15 protein-coding genes and 1 pseudogene are annotated in these 21,180 nt (G+C 72.0%); 12 read left to right on the top strand and 4 right to left on the bottom strand.

What is annotated here, in order from left to right; all coding sequences use genetic code 11:
• Positions 1–38: 38 nt before the first annotated feature.
• The gene (locus OG504_RS19235; protein ID WP_405990916.1) at positions 39–2,804 is read right to left on the bottom strand and encodes a lysylphosphatidylglycerol synthase domain-containing protein; all 2,766 of its coding nucleotides are present in this window, start codon (positions 2,802–2,804) and stop codon (positions 39–41) included.
• A gap of 186 nt (positions 2,805–2,990) precedes the next feature.
• Between OG504_RS19235 and OG504_RS19230 the strand changes: the two genes are divergently transcribed.
• From OG504_RS19230 to OG504_RS19200, 7 genes and pseudogenes are all read left to right on the top strand, one after another.
• Entirely contained in the window at positions 2,991–3,377 is a 387-nt protein-coding gene (locus OG504_RS19230) for an MGMT family protein (RefSeq protein WP_405990915.1), read from the top strand.
• Between the two features lie 257 nt (positions 3,378–3,634).
• Complete coding sequence (locus OG504_RS19225) at positions 3,635–7,009, top strand: ATP-dependent helicase (protein ID WP_405990914.1); 3,375 nt, start codon at positions 3,635–3,637, stop codon at positions 7,007–7,009.
• A gap of 100 nt (positions 7,010–7,109) precedes the next feature.
• A complete protein-coding gene (locus OG504_RS19220) occupies positions 7,110–10,688 on the top strand; it encodes a UvrD-helicase domain-containing protein (RefSeq protein WP_405990913.1) in 3,579 nt (1,192 codons plus the stop codon).
• A gap of 10 nt (positions 10,689–10,698) precedes the next feature.
• On the top strand, positions 10,699–12,111 hold the full coding sequence (locus OG504_RS19215) for a dipeptidase (RefSeq protein ID WP_405990912.1): 1,413 nt from the start codon (positions 10,699–10,701) through the stop codon (positions 12,109–12,111).
• 155 nt (positions 12,112–12,266) lie between these two features.
• Positions 12,267–13,211 carry an NAD(+) diphosphatase gene (nudC, locus tag OG504_RS19210; RefSeq protein WP_019058345.1) on the top strand — a complete coding sequence of 315 codons (945 nt, stop codon included), beginning with the start codon at positions 12,267–12,269 and terminating at the stop codon, positions 13,209–13,211.
• A 31-nt stretch (positions 13,212–13,242) separates the two neighbouring features.
• A pseudogene (locus OG504_RS19205) lies at positions 13,243–13,562 on the top strand (class I SAM-dependent methyltransferase); the annotation flags it as partial.
• A gap of 12 nt (positions 13,563–13,574) precedes the next feature.
• Entirely contained in the window at positions 13,575–13,865 is a 291-nt protein-coding gene (locus tag OG504_RS19200; protein WP_405996645.1) for a hypothetical protein, read from the top strand.
• An 89-nt stretch (positions 13,866–13,954) separates the two neighbouring features.
• Here OG504_RS19200 and OG504_RS19195 read toward each other — a convergent pair whose 3' ends face one another.
• Positions 13,955–14,212, bottom strand: coding sequence for a mycoredoxin (locus OG504_RS19195; RefSeq protein ID WP_328679211.1), 258 nt, complete (start codon positions 14,210–14,212; stop codon positions 13,955–13,957).
• Positions 14,213–14,396: 184 nt separating this feature from the next.
• Between OG504_RS19195 and OG504_RS19190 the strand changes: the two genes are divergently transcribed.
• From OG504_RS19190 to OG504_RS19170, 5 genes are all read left to right on the top strand, one after another.
• Positions 14,397–16,595, top strand: a complete 2,199-nt coding sequence (locus OG504_RS19190) for an ATP-dependent DNA helicase UvrD2 (RefSeq protein WP_405990911.1) — start codon at positions 14,397–14,399, stop codon at positions 16,593–16,595.
• A 168-nt stretch (positions 16,596–16,763) separates the two neighbouring features.
• Positions 16,764–17,081, top strand: a complete 318-nt coding sequence (locus OG504_RS19185) for a hypothetical protein (RefSeq protein WP_366433828.1) — start codon at positions 16,764–16,766, stop codon at positions 17,079–17,081.
• Positions 17,082–17,254: 173 nt separating this feature from the next.
• Positions 17,255–17,623 carry a WhiB family transcriptional regulator gene (locus OG504_RS19180; RefSeq protein WP_019058340.1) on the top strand — a complete coding sequence of 123 codons (369 nt, stop codon included), beginning with the start codon at positions 17,255–17,257 and terminating at the stop codon, positions 17,621–17,623.
• Positions 17,620–17,946 carry a hypothetical protein gene (locus OG504_RS19175; protein WP_405990910.1) on the top strand — a complete coding sequence of 109 codons (327 nt, stop codon included), beginning with the start codon at positions 17,620–17,622 and terminating at the stop codon, positions 17,944–17,946. Before OG504_RS19180 ends, OG504_RS19175 begins: the two co-directional genes overlap by 4 nt.
• A gap of 134 nt (positions 17,947–18,080) precedes the next feature.
• Complete coding sequence (locus OG504_RS19170) at positions 18,081–18,290, top strand: hypothetical protein (protein WP_405990909.1); 210 nt, start codon at positions 18,081–18,083, stop codon at positions 18,288–18,290.
• A gap of 70 nt (positions 18,291–18,360) precedes the next feature.
• Here OG504_RS19170 and OG504_RS19165 read toward each other — a convergent pair whose 3' ends face one another.
• Both OG504_RS19165 and OG504_RS19160 read right to left on the bottom strand, forming a co-directional pair.
• Entirely contained in the window at positions 18,361–19,749 is a 1,389-nt protein-coding gene (locus OG504_RS19165; RefSeq protein WP_405990908.1) for an ABC1 kinase family protein, read from the bottom strand.
• On the bottom strand, positions 19,742–20,968 hold the full coding sequence (locus tag OG504_RS19160; RefSeq protein WP_405990907.1) for a TOMM precursor leader peptide-binding protein: 1,227 nt from the start codon (positions 20,966–20,968) through the stop codon (positions 19,742–19,744). The genes OG504_RS19165 and OG504_RS19160 overlap by 8 nt, the downstream gene beginning before the upstream one ends.
• Positions 20,969–21,180: the final 212 nt, after the last annotated feature.

Genomic DNA, 21,180 nt, shown 5'->3' with positions numbered 1-21,180 from the left:
GCACGCGTGCGCGTGCCAAGTGCGTTCCTGCGCGTGCTCTACAGGGAGCCCTTGCGGGACAGGTGGTTGAAGAACAGCCAGCCCGGCAGCACCGGGATCCACAGTGTCAGCAACCGGTACAGCAGCACCGCCGGAGCGGCGACCTCCTTGGGGAGGCCCACGGCGATCAGACCAAGCGTCAGGCTCGCCTCGACCGCGCCCACACCACCCGGGGTCGGCGCCGCGGAACCGAGCGCGTTGCCCGCGAGGAAGACGACCGCGACGCTGGCCAGGCTGAGCGACGTCGAGTCGTCACCGAACGCCCGGATCGACGCGTCCAGGCACATCACGAAGCAGGCCGTCAGCAGCAGCATGCCGCCGATGCCGGTGACCAGTTTCTGCGGCCGCTGGAGCACGTCCAGCATGCGCGGGATGACGCCCGCGAAAAGCGACCGCACGCGCGTGACGAGGAACTTCCGCAGGAACGGCACCGAGGTCACCACGAGCACGAGCACCGCGACCGTCAGCAGACCGGCGATGACAGTCCGGGACGGCGACAGGGACGGCGTCTTCTCGGTGCCGGTCAGATAGCCGAACGACAGCAGCATCAGGATGTGGCAGCCGAGACCGAACAGCTGCGACGCGCCGACACTCGCCACCGCGAGCCCGGGCCGCACCCCGGCACGCTGCAGGAAGCGCGTGTTCAGGGCGACACCGCCGACCGCGGCCGGGGCCACGATCTTCACGAACGACCCGGCGACCTGCGCCCCCACGGCCCGCAGGAACGGCACCCGCTCCGGCACAAACCCCAGGAGGGCCATCGCCGCCGCGAAGTAGCTCAGCGCCGAGAACAGCACGGCCGCGGCCACCCAGCCCCACTGGGCGTTGGCGACGAGCGGGCCGAACTCGATGTGCGTGAGCTGCGTCAGCAGGAAGTACGCGCCGATCGCGCCCGCGATGAAACTGATCAGCGTGCGCGGCCGCACCCGCTCCAGACGCGCCGGTTCGACGTGCGCCTGCGGCCTGATCAGCAGCACCTGATGACGGATCTGGGTGAGCAGATCCTCCTCGCGCGCCTCGTCCAACGCCTCGTCGATGGCCCGCTTCTCGGCCCGCTGCTCCGCGCGCACGGCCTTCTTGTCGGGCTTCTCCAGGACGGGAGTGGAGCCCTCCGAGGCCTCCTCCGCGCGGGCCAGCCTGGTCTGCCGGGACGCCTCCAGGATCGCGTCGCGCTCCCGCTGAGCGCGTTCCCGGGACAGGCGTCGCAGCGTCGCGCGCGTGGAGCGCGACAACGCGATCGGCTGGAGCATCGGCAGACAGTCGGCCACGGCGTCGGGCCCGAGGACACCGACCGCCGAGGCCACCGCGCGCTCGGCGCCCACCCGTAGGCCGATCGTCGTCACCAACTGGGCGACGTCCATGCGCAGCAGCAGCTCACGGGCCGCGATCTCACCGCCGCGCAGGTCCGTGAGGATCACCGTGCCGGAACGATCCACCAGAATCGCGTCACCGGCGAGCCTGCGATGGGCGATGCGCCGCGACTGCAGCGCCTGCACCTGGTGCCAGGTCAGGCGCAGCAGATCGTCGGTGATCTCCTCGTCCGCGAGCGAGTCGAGCGTGCGCCCGCCGGTGTGCTCGTAGACGAGCATCACGGCGTCGGGGCCGAGTTCCGAGGTCGCGATCAGCTTCGGGGCGTTGGCCCCGGCGGCGATCGCCGCGTACGCCAGCAGGGCCTCCTGCTCCAGCGCCTGGCGCAGCGACTGGAGGCTGCTGCGGGTCGCGAAGCCGCGCAGTGTCAGATTGCGCCACGCCCGGTAGAAGAAGCCCTGTGCCTGCTGTTCGCGGTCGACCACGGTGACGTCCAGCGGCGGACCGTCCTCCAGGGTCACGAAGTAGCGCCGGCCGCGGTCGCCGTTCTCCGTGTCGACGACTTCCTCGCGGGCCGCGCCCACGGGGTGGAAGCCGACCGTCCGCAGGCCCGCCATCAGCGTCCGTCCGGTGGGCCGCACGTTCGGCGAGCCCACCGCGTACAGCGTCCCGTAGGCAACGGTCCAGCCGATGAGCACCGTCAGGATGATCGAGAACGGCGTCGTGTACCCGGTGACCAGCATCGAGAAGGCGTCGAGCAGGAGCACGATCCACAGCACGGAGCGCCAGCGCGGCCTCCGGGACATGCCTACGGCCGTCATGTAGGCGATGACGGGCGCCAGATAGCCGTGCACCGGGTCGGTGAGGGCGTGGATGTCGCCGGGGGAGGGCTGGGTGAGTGCCTCCTGGATGGAGCCCGGGGCGGCTTTGGCGACCCACAGGTCCGTGGCGAGTGTCACTCCGTGGGCGAGGACCGCCGCGAGCACGCCGTCGGCGATGCGCAGCCCGTCCCGCTTGATCAGCCGCTCGATCGCGAAGGCGACCGGTACCAGCAGGATGGCGATGCTGGACGCCAGCCCCGCGATCTTGATCAGTAGGTCGGGGGCCTGCCCGGTGCCCTTGTTGATGTCCTGTTCGAGCCCCGAGGTCGTGCCGTGCGCGAACGCGGCGATCGCGAGCAGTACGACGATCGCGAGAAAGCCCACCAGGAGACGCATGAGATCGGAGGGGCGGTGCACGCGCGCGGGGAGCAGCGGTTCGTCGCCCTCGACCTCTTCGACGTGCGGGTCGTCGCCGCAGTCGTCGAGACCGGGCACGGGACCAGGCGTGGGACCGGGCGCGGGCTTCTCGGCGGACCCCTCCGGGGGGTCCTGTTCGTGGGCCTCGGCGGTGTCCGGGCGCGACGCAGCGTCAGAGGTGCCCTCCGCGTCTTCGGGGTGCACACCCTGCTGCTTCATCGTCTCTTCTTGATCTCGTATCACCGGTCACCGCCCGCACGATGGTGGCATGCCCCACCGACACACGGGGGCATCAGGGTGCAAATGCGGGGGCGCACAGTCTGCCCCACGCGCCGCTCCGGGGCGAGGGATACGCACAGTCGCCAGCGCGTCGCACTGTCGGTGGGGTGCGGCAGGATGGGACGGATGAGCGAGGAGAGCCTTCCGGACGACACCGGCCCCGAGCACGGCGACGCGCTGCCCGAGTACGCGGAGCGCGTCCTCGACGTGGCCGAACGCATTCCGCCCGGGCGCGTCATGACCTACGGGGACGTCGCCGAATGGCTGGAGGAGGGTGGCCCGCGCCAGGTCGGCCGCGTGATGGCCCTCTACGGGGGAGCCGTTCCGTGGTGGCGGGTCGTCCGCGCGGACGGCGTGTTGCTCCCCGGCCACGAACTGCGGGCGCTCGACAGCTACCGCACGGAGGGCACTCCTCTGAAGGAGGCGAGCAGATCTGCCGAGGGGCACCTGCCGCGCGTCGACATGAAACGGGCGCGATGGGACGGCGGCGAGCGCGCGGACGGTCACACCTGACAGCTTCCGCCATCGGACGCGCCCCGGGGCGACCTGTGGCCCGTACGGGGGAAACCCGGCACGTCCGCGGCATGCCGTACGTTCGAGGGGCGAGAGACACGAGGGGCGCGCGAGCCGTGAGGGAACGCGCGGAAGTCCTGCTTCCCGGCGACCCGTCGGCGTAGCGTCGGCTGCACCTGTCCCCCTCACCTCGCGGTCACCGCCCTCCACGCGCGGTGGTCAGGCAACCAGCACACCCACCAGGACCGGCGAACCACGTGAGCTCCTCTTCCTCCACCAGGCGCCTGTCGCACCCCCAGGTGCGACAGGGGAACCGTGGCGCTTACCGACTGGTGCGTACCCCGCCGACCCGGCCGGCTCCCCCTCACCTGGACGCGCCGCAGCGCTCCGTGGTTGACCACCAGGCCGGTCCGCTGCTCGTCCTCGCAGGTCCGGGCACCGGCAAGACCACCACCCTGGTGGAGTCCGTCGCCGCACGGATCGCCCGGGGAGGTGACCCCGCGCGGATCCTCGTGCTGACGTTCAGCCGCAAGGCGGCCGTCGAGCTCCGCGACCGCATGGCGCTGCGCATCGGCGCCGCCCACGCGCCCCGCGCGACCACCTTCCACTCGTTCTGCTACGCCCTGGTCCGCGCGCACCAGGACACCGACCTGTTCGTCGAGCCCCTACGGCTGCTGTCCGGCCCCGAACAGGACGTCGCCGTACGCGAACTGCTCGCCGGCCAGCCCGACCTGGAGCGGCTCGGCCTCGCCCACGTGCGCTGGCCCGACGAACTGCGGGCCTGCCTCACCACACGCGGCTTCGCCGACGAGGTCCGCGCGGTCCTCGCCCGCAGCCGCGAACTGGGCCTGGGCCCCGGCTCCCTGGACGCCTTCGCCCGCCGTATCGGCCGCCCCGACTGGCGCGCCGCTGCCGCCTTCCTCGCCGAGTACCTCGACGTACTCGACCTCCAAGGAGTGCTCGACTACGCGGAACTCGTCCACCGCGCGGTGCTCCTCGCCCAGCGCCCCGAGGTCGCCGAGCGGCTCGCCGCGCAGTACGACGCCGTGTTCGTGGACGAGTACCAGGACACCGACCCGGCCCAGGTACGGCTGCTGCACGCCCTGGCAGGCGGTGGCCGCACCCTCGTCGCCTTCGGCGACCCCGACCAGTCGATCTACACGTTCCGGGGCGCCGACGTGAACGGCATCCTGGAGTTCCCGAACGCCTTCCCGCGCGCGGGCGGCCGTCCGGCTCCCGTGGAGGTGCTCCGGACCTCCCGCCGCTCCGGCGCCGACCTGCTGACCGCCACCCGCCTGCTCACCCAGCGCATGCCCCTGACCAGGCTCCCGGTGCAGAAGGTGCGCGCCCACCGCGAGTTGTCCCCGGTACGGGACGGCGGGCGCGTCGAGGTGTACACGTACCCGACGTCCGGCACGGAGCTGGACAACATCGCCGACATCCTCCGTAGGGCACACCTGGAGGACGGCGTCCCCTGGAGCGACATGGCCGTCCTGGTACGCGCCGGCTCCCGGACCATCCCCACGATCCGACGCGCCCTCTCAGCGGCCGGCGTCCCCCTGGACATCGACGGCGACGACCTGCCCCTGCGCCACGAACCCGCGGTGGCACCGCTGCTGACAGCACTGCGGGCGGTGGCGGCAGCGGAGGCGTCCGTGGGCGCTCCCGCCGAAGCGGACGCCCCCAACTCCGACGCGTCCGACGAGAGCCCCACGGGCACCGCTTCCGAGGAGCCGCCCCAGTACACCTCCTGGCTCGACACCGAAGCCGCCCTCACCCTCCTCGCCTCCCCGCTCGCCGCCATGGACGCCGCCGACCTGCGTCGTCTGGGCCGGGCGCTGCGCGAGGAGGAGCGGGCCGGTGGCAATCCCGTGCCGCCGCCCTCGGACGAACTGCTCACGCGGGCGCTCGCCGAGCCGGAGCGGCTGGTCGCGCACGATCCGACGTACGCGCGGGGAGCCCAGCGCCTGGGCGCGCTGTTGCGCAAGGCGCGGGAGCGGCTGGCGGGCGGCGGTACGGCCGAGGAGGCGCTGTGGGACCTCTGGCAGGGCACACCGTGGCCCGGGCGCCTGGAGCGGGCCGCACTGCGCGGCGGCGCGGCCGGGCGCAACGCCGACCGCGACCTGGACGCCGTCTGCGCGCTGTTCGCGACCGCCGCCCGCGCGGAGGAGCGCACCGGGGGCCGGGGCGCCCTCAACTTCCTGGAGGAGATCGACGCCGAGGACATCGCCGCCGACACCCTCACGCGGCGTGCCGTACGCCCCGAAGCCGTACGCCTGATGACCGCGCACCGCTCCAAGGGGCTGGAGTGGCGCCTGGTCGTCGTGGCCGGCGTCCAGGAGGGCCTGTGGCCGGACCTGCGCCGACGCGGCTCCCTCCTGGAGGCCGACCGCATCGGCCGCGACGGACTCGCCGAACCGCTCACCCCGGGGGCCCTGCTCGCCGAGGAACGCCGCCTGTTCTACGTCGCCGCCACACGCGCGCGTGAACGCCTCGTCGTCACCGCCGTGAAGGCACCCGCGGACGACGGCGACCAGCCGTCCCGCTTCCTCACCGAACTCGGCGTCGAGCCCAAGGACGTCACCGGCCGCCCCCGCCGCCCGCTGTCGGTCGCCGCCCTGGTCGCCGAGCTGCGCGCCACGACCGTCGACCCGCGCGTGTCCGAGACCCTCCGGGAGGCCGCCGCGCGCCGGCTGGCCAAGCTGGCCGCGCTCGCCGACGAGGACGGCCGAGCGCTGGTCCCGTCCGCGCACCCGTACCGCTGGTGGGGCATGTACGACCCGACCGAGAGCAAGGTGCCGCTGCGCGACCGCGACCAGCCCGTCGTGCTCTCCGGAAGCGCCCTCGACCAGCTCGCCAACACCTGTGCCCTGCAATGGTTCCTGGGCCGTGAGGTGAAGGCCGACGCGCCCGCGACCGCCGCCCAGGGCTTCGGGAACGTGGTGCACGTCCTCGCCGACGAGGTCGCCTCCGGACGCACCCCCGCCGACCTCGACGCCCTCATGGAGCGCCTCGACACCGTGTGGAACGCGCTCGCCTTCGACGCGCCCTGGAAGTCGGCGCAGGAGAAGGACAACGCGCGCGTGGCGCTCGAACGCTTCCTGAAGTGGCACGTCGACTCCAACGGCATCCGCACCGGCCGTACGCCCGTCGCCAGCGAGCACGACTTCGACGTCACCCTCGAAGCGGGCGACTACGAAGTGCGCATCCGCGGCTCCATGGACCGCGTCGAGGCGGACGGCGAAGGACGTGCCTACGTAGTCGACTTCAAGACCGGCAAGCAGACGCCCACCGCCCGCGAGGTGGAGCGCCACCCCCAACTCGCCGTCTACCAGCTCGCGGTCCGCGAGGGCGCCGTGGACGAGGCCTTCGACGGGGTGCGTCCCGAACCGGGCGGTGCCGAACTCGTCCAGCTGCGCCAGGGCGCCGCCCAACGGGACGGCGGCGAGACCCTGCCCAAGGTGCAGGCCCAGGAGCCCCTGGAGGGGGAGTGGGCCGGTGAGCTGCTGGCCACGGCCGCGGGCAAGGTCCTCGACGAACGGTTCACGCCCACGGCCGGACAGCACTGCACACACTGCGCGTTCCGGGCGTCGTGCAGCGCGCGGCCCGAGGGACGTCACGTCGTCGAGTAACTCGCGTGACGTATCGCACCACATGTGTTGACCTGCGCTTCTTCTGCCCCTGAGGGCGATTGGTCCTCGACTGTCAGTGGCCGCCGCTAGCCTTCCCGACATGCCCGCCCGTATCACCGATCCCGATCAGCTCAAGGAGCTCCTCGGCATCCCCTTCACCCCGGAGCAGACGGCCTGCATCATCGCGCCGCCCGCCCCGCAGGTGATCGTGGCCGGGGCCGGGTCGGGCAAGACGACGGTGATGGCGGCCCGCGTGGTGTGGCTGGTCGGCACCGGCCAGGTGGCCCCCGAGCAGGTCCTCGGCCTGACCTTCACCAACAAGGCCGCCGGTGAACTCGCAGAGCGCGTCCGCAAGGCGCTCATCAAGGCGGGCGTCACCGACCCCGACGTCATCGACCCGGACAACCCCCCGGGCGAGCCCGTGATCTCGACGTACCACGCCTTCGCGGGCCGTCTCCTGACCGACCACGGCCTGCGCATCGGACTCGAACCGACGGCCCGTCTGCTCGCCGACGCCACCCGCTTCCAGCTCGCCGCGCGCGTGCTGCGCGAGGCCCCGGGCCCCTACCCGGCGCTCACCCGCTCCTTCCCGGACCTCGTCAGCGACCTCCTCACCCTCGACGGCGAGCTGTCCGAACACCTCGTACGCCCCGAGGAGTTGCGCGCCTACGACGCCGAGCTGCTGCGCGACCTGGAGGGCCGCAAGCTCAGCAACGCCGAGCTGCGCAAGGTTCCCGAGGCGGCCGCCGCGCGGCGTGAACTCACCGAGCTGGTGAGCCGCTACCGGACCGCCAAGCGCGAGCGCGACCTACTCGACTTCGGTGACCAGATCGCCCTCTCCGCGACCCTGGCCCGCACCCGCCCCGAGGTCGGCGACATCCTGCGCGACGAGTTCCGGGTCGTGCTGCTCGACGAGTACCAGGACACCTCGGTCGCCCAACGCATCCTCCTGGCAGGCCTGTTCGGCGCCGGCACGGGCCACCCGGTGACCGCCGTCGGCGACCCCTGCCAGGCGATCTACGGCTGGCGCGGCGCGTCCGTCGCCAACCTCGACGACTTCCCGGAGCACTTCGCGCACGCCGACGGCCGCCTCGCCGCCCGCCAGTCGCTCAGCGAGAACCGCCGCAGCGGCGGCCGCCTCCTCGACCTCGCCAACAACCTCGCGGAACCCCTGCGCGCCATGCACGCGGGCGTGGAGGCCCTCCGCCCGGCCCCCGGCGCCGAGCGCGACGGCATGGTCCGCTGCGCGCTGCTGCCCACCCACACCGAGGAGATCGACTGGCTCGCCGACTCCATCGCCCACCTCGTGCGGACCGGGAAGGCGCCCGGCGAGATCGCCGTCCTGTGCCGCACCGCCACCGACTTCGCCGAGATCCAGGGCGCCCTCGTAGCCCGCGACATCCCGGTCGAGGTGGTCGGCCTCTCCGGGCTGCTGCACCTCCCCGAGGTCGCCGACCTCGTCGCCGTCTGCGAGGTCCTCCAGGACCCCGGCGCCAACGCCTCCCTGGTCCGGCTGCTGACCGGCCCGCGCTGGCGCATCGGCCCCCGCGACCTCGCCCTCCTGGGCCGACGTGCCCGGCTCCTCGTGTCCCACACGCGCGTGGGGGCCGACGAGGACCCCGACCGCCGACTCGCCGAGGCCGTCGAGGGGGTCGACCCCTCCGAGGTGATATCGCTCGCCGACGCCCTCGACACGTTCCTGGAGACACCCCTCTACGGCGCCGACCGCACCGGGGACGACGACGGGCTGCCCTTCTCGCCGGACGCGCGCGTGCGCTTCGCCCACCTCGCCACCGAACTGCGCGACCTGCGCCGCTCCCTGTCCGACCCCCTGATGGATGTTCTGCACCGCGTCCTCGCCGTCACCGGCCTGGAGGTCGAACTGGCGGCGTCCCCGCGCGCGTTGGCCGCCCGCCGCCGCGAGACCCTGTCGAACTTCCTGGACGTCGCCGCCTCCTTCGCCGCGGGCGACGGTGAGGCGACCTTGCTCGCCTTCCTGGGCTTTCTGCGCACCGCCGCCCAGTACGAGAAGGGCCTCGACAACGCCCTGCCCGGCGGCGAGAACACCGTCAAGGTGCTCACCGCACACAAGTCCAAGGGCCTGGAGTGGGACGTGGTGGCCGTCCCCGGCCTGGTCACCGGGACCTTCCCCAGCAGCCAGGGCCGTGAGAAGTGGACCGCCCAGGGCAAGGTCCTCCCGCACGCGCTGCGCGGCGACACCGCCACCCTGCCCGACGTCGCGTCCTGGGACTCCAGAGGCCTGAAGGCCTTCCAGGAGGCCATGAAGGATCACCAGCACACTGAGGAACTCCGCCTCGGCTACGTCACGTTCACCCGCCCCCGCTCCCTGTTGCTCGGCTCCGGCCACTGGTGGGGTCCCACCCAGAAGAAGCCCCGCGGCCCCTCCGACTTCCTCCAGGCCCTGTACGACCACTGCACGGCCGGACACGGCGAGATCGAGGCCTGGGCGGACGAACCCGAGGAGGGCGAGGAGAACCCCGCCCTGCACACGGCCACCGCCGACCAGGCCTGGCCGCTGCCCCTGGACGACGTGGCGATGGCCCACCGCCACAAGGCGGCCAAGCTGGTCATGAACCACTTGGAGTACCTCGCCTCCCACGACGAGGGCCACCCCGCGGCCACGCACGACCCGAACGCCCACGACGACCCGGACTGGCCCCCACCACCGGAGGACGACGAACCGCCGTACGACGAGCCCCCCTTCGGGGAGCCTCCCTACGAGGAAACGCTCCCCGAAGCCGAAGGCCGAGGCGAACGCGACGACAGCCTCCCGGAGGACGACCCCGCCGACTGGGACGCCTGGACCACGGACCGTCCGACCGTCCCGCACCAGGCGACGGCCCCGCACACCGCCGAACACTCCAGTCCGCCAGGGGGCGCACGCCCACACCCCGCGGATCCGCCCGGCGCACCCCTCACCCCCGAGGAAGCCCGCGCCATCGACTCCTGGGACCGCGACCTCGACGCCCTCACCGGCGAACTCCTGCGCGCCCGCCGAGGCGTCACCGACGTCCCCCTGCCGGCCTCCCTCACGGCCACCCAGCTGATGCTCCTGGCTGCCGACCCGGACGCCCTCGCGCAGGAGCTCGCCCGCCCGCTGCCGCGCCCGCCGCAACCCGCCGCACGCCGGGGCACCCGCTTCCACGCCTGGGTGGAATCACGCTTCGAAGAGCTGACCCTGCCCATGCTGGAGCCGGACGAACTGCCCGGCAGCGAGGCCGAGATCGCCGACGAACGCGACCTGGAAGCCCTCAAGGAAGCCTTCGAACGCACCGAGTACGCCCGGCGCACGCCCTACCGCGTCGAGACCCCCTTCCAGCTCGCGATCGCCGGCCGCGTCGTACGGGGCCGTATCGACGCCGTCTACAGACAGGGCGACGGCGACGGGGCGACGTACGAGATCCTCGACTGGAAGACCAGCCGCACCCGTACCGCCGACCCGCTCCAGCTCGCGATCTACCGGCTGGCCTGGGCCGAGCGGCAGGGCGTGCCCCTGGAGGCGGTCACGGCCGCGTTCCTGTACGTGCGTGGCGGCGAGGTCGTACGGCCGGAGAACCTCCCGGACCGGGCCGCGCTGGAGCGGCTGCTGCTGGAGGAGCCGGGCGCGCAAGCAAACTGTGAGGAACCGCCCACCGAGGATGTCAGTGCGGGCCGATAGGCTCGTGACCATGAGCCACACCGTTGACAGTGCCGTCAGCGCGGTCCGCACGTACATCGAGCAGCACCGCGCAGTCTTCCTCGACGACCTCGCCGAGTGGCTGCGCATCCCGTCCGTGTCGGCGCAGCCCGACCACGCGCCCGACGTCCGGCGCAGCGCGGACTGGCTCGCCGCCACCCTCCGGGAGACCGGCTTCCCCACCGCCGAGGTCTGGCCGACCCCGGGCGCCCCCGCCGTCTTCGCCGAGTGGCCCTCCGACGACCTCGATGCACCCACGGTCCTCGTCTACGGCCATCACGACGTCCAGCCCGCCGCCCGCGAGGACGGCTGGCACAGCGAGCCCTTCGAGCCCGTCATCCGCGAGAACCGCCTCTACGCGCGCGGGGCGGCCGACGACAAGGGCCAGGTGTTCTTCCACACACTCGGCGTCCGCGCCCACCTCGCCGCCACCGGCCGCACCGCCCCGGCCGTGCACCTGAAGCTGCTCGTCGAGGGCGAGGAGGAGTCCGGCTCCCCGCACTTCAGGGCGCTCGTCGAGGAGCACGCCGACCGGCTCGCTGCCGACGCCGTGATCGTCTCCGACACCGGCATGTGGTCCGAGGACACCCCCACGGTGTGCACCGGTATGCGTGGCCTCGCGGAGTGCGAGATCCGGCTGTTGGGCCCCGACCAGGACATCCACTCCGGCTCGTTCGGCGGCGCCGTGCCCAACCCGGCGACCGCCGCCGCCTGCCTCGTCGCCGCGCTGCACGACGAGCACGCACGCGTGGCGGTCCCCGGCTTCTACGACGGCATCATCGAACTCACCGACCAGGAGCGCGAGCTCTTCGCCGAGCTGCCCTTCGACGAGAAGGAGTGGCTGCGCACCGCCAAGTCGCACGCCACCCACGGTGAGGCCGGACACACCACCCTGGAGCGCGTCTGGGCCCGCCCCACCGCCGAGGTCAACGGCATCGGCGGTGGCTACCAGGGCCCCGGCAGCAAGACGATCATCCCGTCCTCGGCCATGGTGAAGCTGTCGTTCAGGCTGGTCGCAGGCCAGGACCCCGACCACATCGAGAAGGTCGTCCGAGCCTGGGCCGACCGGCAGGTGCCCGCCGGAATCCGCCAGGAGATCACCTTCAGCGCGGCCACGCGCCCGTGCCTGACACCCCTGGACCACCCGGCCCTGCAGTCCGTCGTCCGCGCGATGGGCCAAGCCTTCGAGAAACCGGTCCTCTTCACCCGCGAGGGTGGCTCCGGACCGGCCGCAGACCTCCAGGAAGTCCTCGGAGCACCCGTGCTCTTCCTGGGCATCTCCGTCCCCTCCGACGGCTGGCACGCCCCGAACGAGAAGGTGGAGCTCGACCTCCTCCTGAAGGGCGTCGAAACCACCGCCCACCTGTGGGGAGACCTCGCCGACACCTGGCGCCGAGCGCCCTGACGAACCCGCGCGACCGGAACGGCCACGCGCGCGAGGCACACTGGAAGAACCGCCCCGCACACCCCGTCCCCGCCGGACCCGGTCGCCCCTTGCCGTACGTCCCGCTGAACCGCCCGCCGAAACAATCCGCATTGCCGGGGGAGTTGGAAGCACCCGTGACCACCTGGACCGACCACACAGCCGACCGACCCATCTCGCTCACCGCCCCGAGCGGCATCGACCGAGCCGCCCACCACCGGCTCGACGAGGCCTGGCTCGCCGCGGCGTGGAGCCACCCCACCACCCGCTGCTTCGTGGTCTCCGGCGGCCAGGTTCTCATCGACGAGACACCCGACGGCAAGACCGAACTCGTCATGACCCCGTCCTTCGAGGCCCCCCTCACCGAGGCGCACCGCTACTTCCTGGGCACCGACGACGACGGCGTCAGCTACTTCGCCCTCCAGAAGGACGCCCTGCCCGGCCGTATCGACCAGTCGGCGCGACCCGCGGGTCTGCGCGAGGCGGGTCTGCTGCTGTCGCCCCGGGACGTGGGCCTCATGGTGCACGCGGTCGCCCTGGAGAACTGGCAGCGCCTGCACCGCTTCTGCTCCCGCTGCGGCGAGCGCACGGTGATCGCCGCGGCCGGCCACATCCGCCGCTGCCCGGCCTGCGGCGCCGAGCACTATCCGCGCACCGACCCCGCCGTGATCATGGCCGTCACCGACGAGGAGGACCGCATCCTGCTCGGCCGCCAGGTCCACTGGCCCGAGGGCCGCTTCTCGACGCTCGCCGGCTTCGTGGAGCCCGGCGAGTCCATCGAGCAGTCGGTGCGCCGCGAGGTCTTCGAGGAGGCCGGCATCACCGTCGGCCACGTCGAGTACGTCGCCAGCCAGCCCTGGCCCTTCCCGTCCAGCCTCATGCTCGGCTTCATGGCCCGTGCCACCTCGACCGACATCAACGTCGACGGCGACGAGATCCACGAAGCCCGCTGGTTCTCCCGCGAGGAACTACGCGCGGCCTTCGAGTCCGAAGAGGTACTGCCCCCGTACGGCATCTCGATCGCGGCCCGCCTGATCGAGCTCTGGTACGGCAAGCCGCTGCCGACGCGGACCTTCGTCTGAGGCGACCCGGGGCGCGGATGGCAGGGCGCGGATGAGTGGGGCACGGGTTGCCGACCCGTACTGGAACCACAACGTCCACTACCACCCCGTGGTGGTGGACGCCGTGCCCGACAGCTGCCGTGCCGCTCTGGACGTCGGCTGTGGAGACGGCCTGCTCGCCCGCAAGCTGGCGAGCAGAGCCGGGTTCGTGACAGGCGTCGACCGCTCGCCGCAGATGATCCGGCTCGCCCGCGCGCGGACGTACCGCCGGAAAACGTCACCTTCGTAGAGGCCGACTACCTCGACGGCACCGCACTCGACGAAGGCACGTACGACTACGTCAGCGCGGTCGCCGTCGTCCACCACACGGAGTTCGAGGACGCCGTGGCGCGGCTGGTGAGCCTGCTGGCCCCCGGCGGCCGACTGGTGATCGTCGGCCTGGCGTACAACCGCACATTCCTGGATTGGGCGATCAGCGGCTGCGGTCTGCCCGTGAGCCGGTTCCTGGCACGACGGAACGGCGGGAAACTCGGCCCCGTCGGCATGCCGATCGAGGACTCGGCCATGTGCTGGGGAGAGGTACGCGAGGCCGTCCGGAGCCTACTGCCCGGGGCCCGGTTCCGGCGTCGGCTGCTGTGGCGCTACGTCGCCGTATGGGACAAGCCGGTCGCGTGAGGACGACGACAACTTGAGGACGACGGCAAAGAGGGCGGCCCCTGGCATCAGGGGCCGCCCTCTTCGGAGCTGCGTGCGCCGACCGTCGTTCAGGCGCCGAGGGCCTGCTTCACCTGGGCGAGGCTCGGGTTCGTCATGACGACCTCGGAGCCGCCCTGGGAGGGAATTACCAGAACGGTAGGCACCGTCTGGTTTCCGCCATTCGCCTTCTCGACGAACGCCGCAGAAGCCGGGTCCTGCTCGATGTTGATCTCGTTGTACGCGATTCCCTCACGGTCCATCTGGCTCTTCAGCCGACGGCAGTAACCGCACCACGTGGTGCTGTACATCGTCACAGTGCCCGACATTCTCTCGCGCTCCTCAACAGCTCGGGGGATACGACCTCGCAGTCGTGGAAACGTACGCGACACGGCGGCCATTCCCGCCGGGGGCGTCCCGCGGCACGTGACGCCTGCCGCATTAGTACGACTGCGGGGGCCTCCCTGTGGACAACCGACTCACCTGTCTCCGGCGACCTGGCAGCATGGCCGTGTGACAGCAGCAACGCACTCCTCCCTCTTCCCGCAGGTACCGGACTCGGCCGACGCGGTGCTCGAAGGGCTCGACCCCGAGCAACGCGAGGTGGCGACCGCCCTGCGCGGTCCGGTGTGCGTGCTGGCAGGCGCCGGCACGGGCAAGACACGGGCGATCACCCACCGGATCGCCTACGGAGTGCGCGCCGGGGTCCTGCAGTCCTCCAGCGTGCTGGCCGTCACCTTCACCAACCGCGCCGCCGGCGAGATGCGCGGCCGGCTGCGCCAGCTCGGCGCCACCGGAGTCCAGGCACGCACGTTCCACTCGGCTGCGCTGCGCCAGCTCCAGTACTTCTGGCCGAAAGCGATCGGCGGCAGCATGCCCCGGCTCGTCGACCGCAAGATCCAGCTCGTCGCCGACGCGGCCGCCGCCTGCCGCATCCGCCTCGACCGCGGCGAACTGCGGGACGTCACCGCCGAGATCGAGTGGTCCAAGGTCACCCAGACCGTCCCCTCCGACTACGCGGCCGCGGCGGCCAAAGCGGGCCGCGACGTTCCCCGCGCCCCCGCCGAGATCGCCCAGCTGTACGCCACCTACGAGGACGTCAAGCGCGACCGCGCGGTCATCGACTTCGAGGACGTCCTGCTGCTCACCGTCGCCGTCCTCCAGGACCGGCACGACATCGCCGAACAGGTCCGCTCGCAGTACCAGCACTTCGTGGTCGACGAGTACCAGGACGTCAGCCCGCTCCAGCAGCGCCTCCTGGAGCTGTGGCTGGGCGACCGCGACAACCTGTGCGTCGTCGGCGACGCCAGCCAGACGATCTACTCCTTCACCGGGGCGACGCCGGACCACCTGCTCGACTTCCGCACCCGCCACCCCGGCGCCACCGTCGTCAAGCTGGTCCGCGACTACCGCTCCACACCGCAGGTCGTCCACCTCGCCAACGGACTGCTCTCCCAGGCCCGCGGCCGTGCCGCCGACCACCGGCTGGAGCTGATCTCCCAGCGCACTGCGGGCCCCGAGCCCGTCTACGCCGAGTACACCGACGAGCCCGCCGAGGCCGAGGGCGCCGCCCGCCGCATCCGCGACCTCATGGACGCGGGCGTCCCGGCGAGCGAGATCGCGATCCTGGTCCGCACGAACTCCCAGTCCGAGACCTACGAACAGGCCCTCGCCGACGCCGGAGTGCCCTACCAACTGCGGGGCGCCGAGCGGTTCTTCGATCGCCCCGAGGTCCGCAAGGCCGGCATCGCCCTGCGCGGCGCGGCCCGTTTCGGCGGCAACGACTCCCTCCTGGACGACGTCATCGACCTGCCCTCCCAGGTCCGTGCCGTCCTCTCCGGCGAGGGCTGGACCACCGAGCCCCCGGCCGGCTCCGGCGCCGTCAGAGAGCGCTGGGAGTCGCTGGCGGCCCTGGTCAACCTCGCCCAGGACTTCGCCGCGGCGAAACCCGGGGCCACCCTCGCCGACCTGGTCGCCGAACTCGACGAGCGGGCCAACGCCCAGCACGCCCCGACCGTCCAGGGCGTCACCCTCGCCTCCCTGCACTCGGCCAAGGGCCTGGAGTGGGACGTCGTCTTCCTGGTCGGCGTAGCCGAGGGCATGATGCCCATCACGTACGCGAAGACCGACGAACAGATCGAGGAGGAGCGCCGCCTCCTCTACGTCGGCGTCACCCGTGCCAGAGAGCGGCTCCACGTCTCCTGGGCCCTCTCCCGCTCACCCGGCGGCCGCCCCAACCGCCGCCCCAGCCGCTTCCTGGACGGCCTGCGCCCCGGCTCGACCGGCGGCGCGGCCAGACCCGGCACGGTCGCCCCCGGAGGCATCGAGCGCGGCTTCACGGGCAGCGGCCCCAAAGCCGTCCCGCGGCGGCCCCAGCGCACCGTGGCCCGCTGCCGGGTCTGCGGCCGCACCCTCACCGAGGCCGGCGAGATGAAGCTGATGCGCTGCGAGGACTGCCCCTCGGACATGGACGAGGGCCTCTACGAGCGGTTGCGCGAGTGGCGGGAGGTCCAGGCGCAGCGCAGCGGTCAGCCCGCCTTCTGCGTCTTCACCGACAAGACGCTGATGGCCATCGCGGAGACCGTCCCCGACGACGACGGCGAACTCGCGCGGATCCCCGGCGTCGGCGTCCGCAAGCTCAACCGCTACGGAGCCGACGTCCTGGCCATCTGCGGCGGTCAGGAGCCTGCGGAGGGTGTCGCGGAGGACTGATTCAAACTCGTCGAGAAAATAGTTTGCGCATGCCCCAGCAATCCCCATAGGTTCTTAGACACGGGAACAGGGGGCCTTCTCGAAGGCCCTGATTCCGTGCTGTACTTGCCTAACCGAAGGACCGGTCTCACCCCCGGTCCCCCGAGACGCCGAGAGGAGGCGATTCCAGTGATCAGCATCAACACCCGCTCCAGCAGCACCGTGAAAATGACCGATCCCTCGGTCGTCTCCCTGTGCATCCTCGGCGTTTCGAACCTGGGCACCGGTCTGTCCGGCATTTCTGCCGCCCGTCCGGCGTCCGCCCTGTCTCTCGCGGTCCTTCCCGTCCGTGAGCGCAATGAGCGACCGACCAAGGCACTGGAAGCAGTAGGGGCACAGGCGCAGGCCTATGCCTTTGCACCCGGTGCCGGAAGCCGGAAGCAGACGACGCAGCACCACCAGATGTGGGCCTTCCGTGGGCCAGAACCCTGGAGTGATCCAGCCTGATCGATCAGGCCGGCGCCTTCAGGGCCGCGGAACCCCATCCGGGATCCGCGGCCCTTCTGTTTTCCCCGAACGGGGACGACGGAGCGAAGGGGCCTCGGGACAAGAAAAGAACCCGGTACCAAGCCGACAACCGGCCCAACAGGGCCGGACCGACCAGACGAGGAAGAACAACCGTGCAACTCGAAGCGCACGCCCCGTCCGTACCGCCTTCCGAAACGATCCCCCCGCCCGGCCTCACGGAGGACTCCACCTTGACTCCGCTCACTACGCTCACCGCGCTCGACGACGCCATCGAGAACCTGGGCGTGCCCGTCCCCTGCCGTTCCTACGACCCGGAGGTCTTCTTCGCCGAGTCGCCGGCAGATGTCGAGTACGCCAAGTCCCTCTGCCGCACCTGCCCGCTGATCGAGGCCTGCCTCGCCGGCGCCAAGGAGCGGCGTGAGCCCTGGGGCGTCTGGGGTGGCGAGCTCTTCGTCCAGGGTGTCGTCGTGGCCCGCAAGCGGCCGCGTGGCCGTCCGCGCAAGAACCCGGTCACGGCATGAACATCTTCGGAACGATCGACCGCCCCCTCACGCACGACCCCAAGAAGCAGGCCCCGATGAAGCCGTCCACTCCCAGCGAGCCCGCGGGCTCCGCGATCCCAGACTTCACCACCCCGGGTGCGACCGAGTCGCGCCAGAACAGGACCCGAGAGATGCAACTCATCCCAGAAGCCCTGGCTCGTGCGCATATGCACGACCGCCTGCACGAGGCCGAGAGGGAACGCCGGGCCGTGCGCCTGGTGACCGCCCGCCGGATGCAGCGCCGGGCCGAGCGCGCCTCGATGCGCGCCCGCCGTGCGCTCGCCATGGCCGTCATGCAGTAACCGATCCCACCTGAAGCGGTGGCCTCCCGGCCTCGGGAGGTGAAAGCTCCCTCGCGGGGCCGGTCCGTCCGAACGGACCGGCCCCGCGGTGCGTTCCGGCCGCCGATCCCTGGCCGCGGAGATATCGTCGCCGCGTGACGAGTCTTCCCGGAGGCAGTGACACCAGCGCCTCCACCACGGAACCGCGGTCCCTCGTGTGCGCCCGCTGCGGCACCCGGTCCGAAGGCCCACAGCCCACCTGGACCTGCTCCGTGGAGAACGGGACCCGGCACTACTTCTGCGACACCTGCGCCAGGGAGAACCTCAGGGCGATCGAGGGACGGCTGGACTCGGCCTGGTGGTAGGCCGCACCCGCACCACCAGCTACCCGACTCGCGCCGTCGGCGGCCCGGCTCACTTCACCCACGGCTCGGCTCACGCCTCCGCCGCGGGGTCCTCCTCGTCCAGAAACTCGTCGTACGCGTCCGGATCCTCCGGTACGAACCCCGGCAGCCACTCCTCCAGCTCGTCGCGCAGCCGCACCGTCGCGCCCAACTGGCACAGCACGCCGATTGTGCTCAATGTCACCCGGTGTATCAGGAGATACGCCGGAGGCAGGTTGAGCTGCTTGCCCAACTGGTGGGCGGGGGAGCGGGGGTCGGCGATACGGGCCGCCTGGCTGCGCATCCAGCCGCGGCTGAAGGTGAACGCGTCGACCTGGGCCGGCTCGATGATCGGCACGAGGTAGTCGAGGACGGCGTCGGGGTCCAGCTCTATCGACTCCTTGACGAAGCCCTCCGTGCGCAGCAACTCGTAGACCCCCTCGGCGTCGCCGTCGAGCGTCATGCGCAGGGAGTCGCCGATGGGCGTCGGCAGACCGCCGGGGAGGCGGTCGACCGTGCCGAAGTCCAGGACGCCAAGACGCCAGTCGCCCTTGCCGTCCGGATCGGCGGGCAGCAGACGGAAGTTGCCCGGATGCGGATCCGCGTGGAGGAGACCCGTGCGGGCCGGGCCGGAGAAGAGGAAGCGGGCCAGGAGCTGGCCTGCCCGGTCACGCTGCTCCTGGGTGCCGTCGGCGATCACCTCCGACAGCGGGATCCCGTCGATCCACTCCGTGACCAGGACCTGGTCGCACTGGTGGACCACGGCGGGCACCACGACGTCCGGGTCGCCCTCGAACTCCTCCGCGTGCGCCTGCTGGGCCTGCGCCTCCAGGCCGTAGTCCAGCTCCTCGGAGACCCGGTCGCGGAGCTCGGCGATGAGGGGCTTGATGTCCATCCCGGGGATGAGTGGGCCCAACAGGCGGGCGAATCGGCTCAGTTGGGTCAGGTCGGACAGGAGGGCCTCGCCGGCGCCCGGGTACTGCACCTTGACCGCGACCTCGCGGCCGTCGTGCCACACCGCCCGGTGCACCTGGCCGATCGACGCCGCCGCCGCGGGCTTGTCCTCGAACTCCAGGAACAGCTCCCGCCAGTCCTCGCCGAGCCGCTCCGCCAGCACACCGTGCACGGTGCGCGTCGGCATCGGCGGCGCCGCCTCCTGGAGCTTGGTCAGCGCGGCACGGTAGGGGCCGGCGACCTCCTCGGGCAGCGCCGACTCGAAGACGGACAGCGCCTGCCCGAACTTCATCGCACCGCCCTTGAGCTCGCCGAGCACCTTGAACAGCTGCTCCGCCGTGCGCTGTTGCAGCTCGCGGCCGACGATCTCCGCGGACTCGCCCACGATCCGTTTCCCGAGCCCCCACGTCGCTCTCCCGGCGAAGCCGAGCGGGAGCGCGGCGAGCTTGGCGGTGCGGGTGACCGCCTTGCGGGGAAGATCAGACATGCGCCCTCCAAGTCCCGGCCGGCCGGGCCGAGTCTGCCTTACGGCGCACATCCCTCGACGGCCGGTCCCCTCCCATTGTCGCGTGTCGATCCTCGTCCGTAGAGGTGTGTCCCTCCTTACCTTTCTTCGCACCCTTCTCCGCGGCTCCGCACGGGCAGGAGGAATGCGCCCAGACCGGTCGCGCGTGCCAGTGCAGACCGGGCAGCGAGACCTCCCACCGGGCGCCCGCGCTCGACGGAGACCGCCCGTCCAGGAAGGCCAGCGCGTGCGCGGCCGCGAGCCCGGCGACGGCCGTGGCCAGCGTCAGATCGCACGGCCGTACCCGCGGCTGTTTGCCGGAGCGCCACTGCGCGACCAGTCGCGGCCAGGTCGGGTCCCGGTCGGTGCGCGCATGGTGCAGGCAGCCCGCGCAGGACGTCTCGCCGGGCAGGACCAGCGGACCCACGACACCGGTGCCCTCCACCACACCGGCGTACAGATGAGGGGTCCCCGAGACGATCAGGCCGGTGGCGGCGGCCGGGTCGGGCGCATACACGGCGACGTCGTCGCGCGGGGCGAGGATCACCAGGGAGAAACCCGGGTCGCTCTCCTCTGCCGTGGACCGCGAGGTCCGGCGGGGCGGGCGGTCCGGTGCGGCCCGACGTACCGCGCGGCGCGCCGCCTCGTCCCGGCGCTCGCCGACCGCCTCCGCGGGCAGCCCGCCCGGAGCGACGTCCCAGGGCTCGGTGTGACCGCCGTCGCGCACGTCGACCTCGCCGACGCCCGCGCCCGACAACAGCGCGGCCAGCACCGCGCCCACCCGGCCCGCGCCTCTCACCTGTACCCGCAGTTCGCGACGCGCCGCCAGACGGCCCATCGACTCGCCCGGCTCGCCGGTCATCAGGGAGAGCGACGCGAGGTCCGGGCGCAGCCGGTCTAGGACGTCCTTCTTCGCACGGAGCGCGTCGGCCGCAGGCCCGCCGCCCCTCGCGTCGTCGAGCAGTCCCGCGTGCGTGAGCCTCTCCACCAGCTGGTCCACCTGGCCCTCGGGCAGATCTCTCCGGTGGCCCTCCTCGCGCAGGAGGGGCAGTCCGCGCGTGCCGTTGAGCAGGTCCAGGAAACCGCCCGTCGCCGTGTCCATCGGGCCCAACGTCAGGGCGTGCGCCGGTGTCATCCCGAACTGCACGGTGTGGAGATCGCGCCAGCCGCGCCGCAGCGCGGGCTTCACCATCGGATGCATGACAGGCCCCCGTAGCCCTAGGAAGTACGTCCCGTGTGCCGGCGGAACCGGTCGGTGTTCCGCCTGCGATGCCAGCCTGCCCGGCCCGGGCGTCGGGTGCAGAAAGTTGTCCACAGGCTGTGGGATTCGTCGTACAAATCAAACGCTTGGTGGCGGATCGATACCGAAACCGCCCCGGAGTCGGGACTTCCCGCGTGTGCAGAGGGTAACGT

This window comes from Streptomyces sp. NBC_00986, from assembly GCF_045162565.1.
In the GTDB taxonomy this organism is placed as follows: Bacteria; Actinomycetota; Actinomycetes; order Streptomycetales; family Streptomycetaceae; genus Streptomyces.
The sequence above is the reverse complement of the archived record's forward strand: the minus strand, read 5'-3'. Positions and strand labels throughout refer to the sequence as shown.

Bases quoted from the DNA above. Each gene is read 5' to 3' on its own strand.
- OG504_RS19235 (WP_405990916.1), bottom strand. From the start codon at position 2,804: ATGAAGCAGCAGGGTGTGCACCCCGAAGACGCGGAGGGCACCTCTGAC.
- OG504_RS19230 (WP_405990915.1), top strand. From the start codon at position 2,991: ATGAGCGAGGAGAGCCTTCCGGACGACACCGGCCCCGAGCACGGCGAC.
- OG504_RS19220 (WP_405990913.1), top strand. From the start codon at position 7,110: ATGCCCGCCCGTATCACCGATCCCGATCAGCTCAAGGAGCTCCTCGGC.
- OG504_RS19215 (WP_405990912.1), top strand. From the start codon at position 10,699: ATGAGCCACACCGTTGACAGTGCCGTCAGCGCGGTCCGCACGTACATC.
- OG504_RS19195 (WP_328679211.1), bottom strand. From the start codon at position 14,212: ATGTCGGGCACTGTGACGATGTACAGCACCACGTGGTGCGGTTACTGC.
- OG504_RS19175 (WP_405990910.1), top strand. From the start codon at position 17,620: ATGAACATCTTCGGAACGATCGACCGCCCCCTCACGCACGACCCCAAG.
- OG504_RS19165 (WP_405990908.1), bottom strand. From the start codon at position 19,749: ATGTCTGATCTTCCCCGCAAGGCGGTCACCCGCACCGCCAAGCTCGCC.
- OG504_RS19160 (WP_405990907.1), bottom strand. From the start codon at position 20,968: ATGCATCCGATGGTGAAGCCCGCGCTGCGGCGCGGCTGGCGCGATCTC.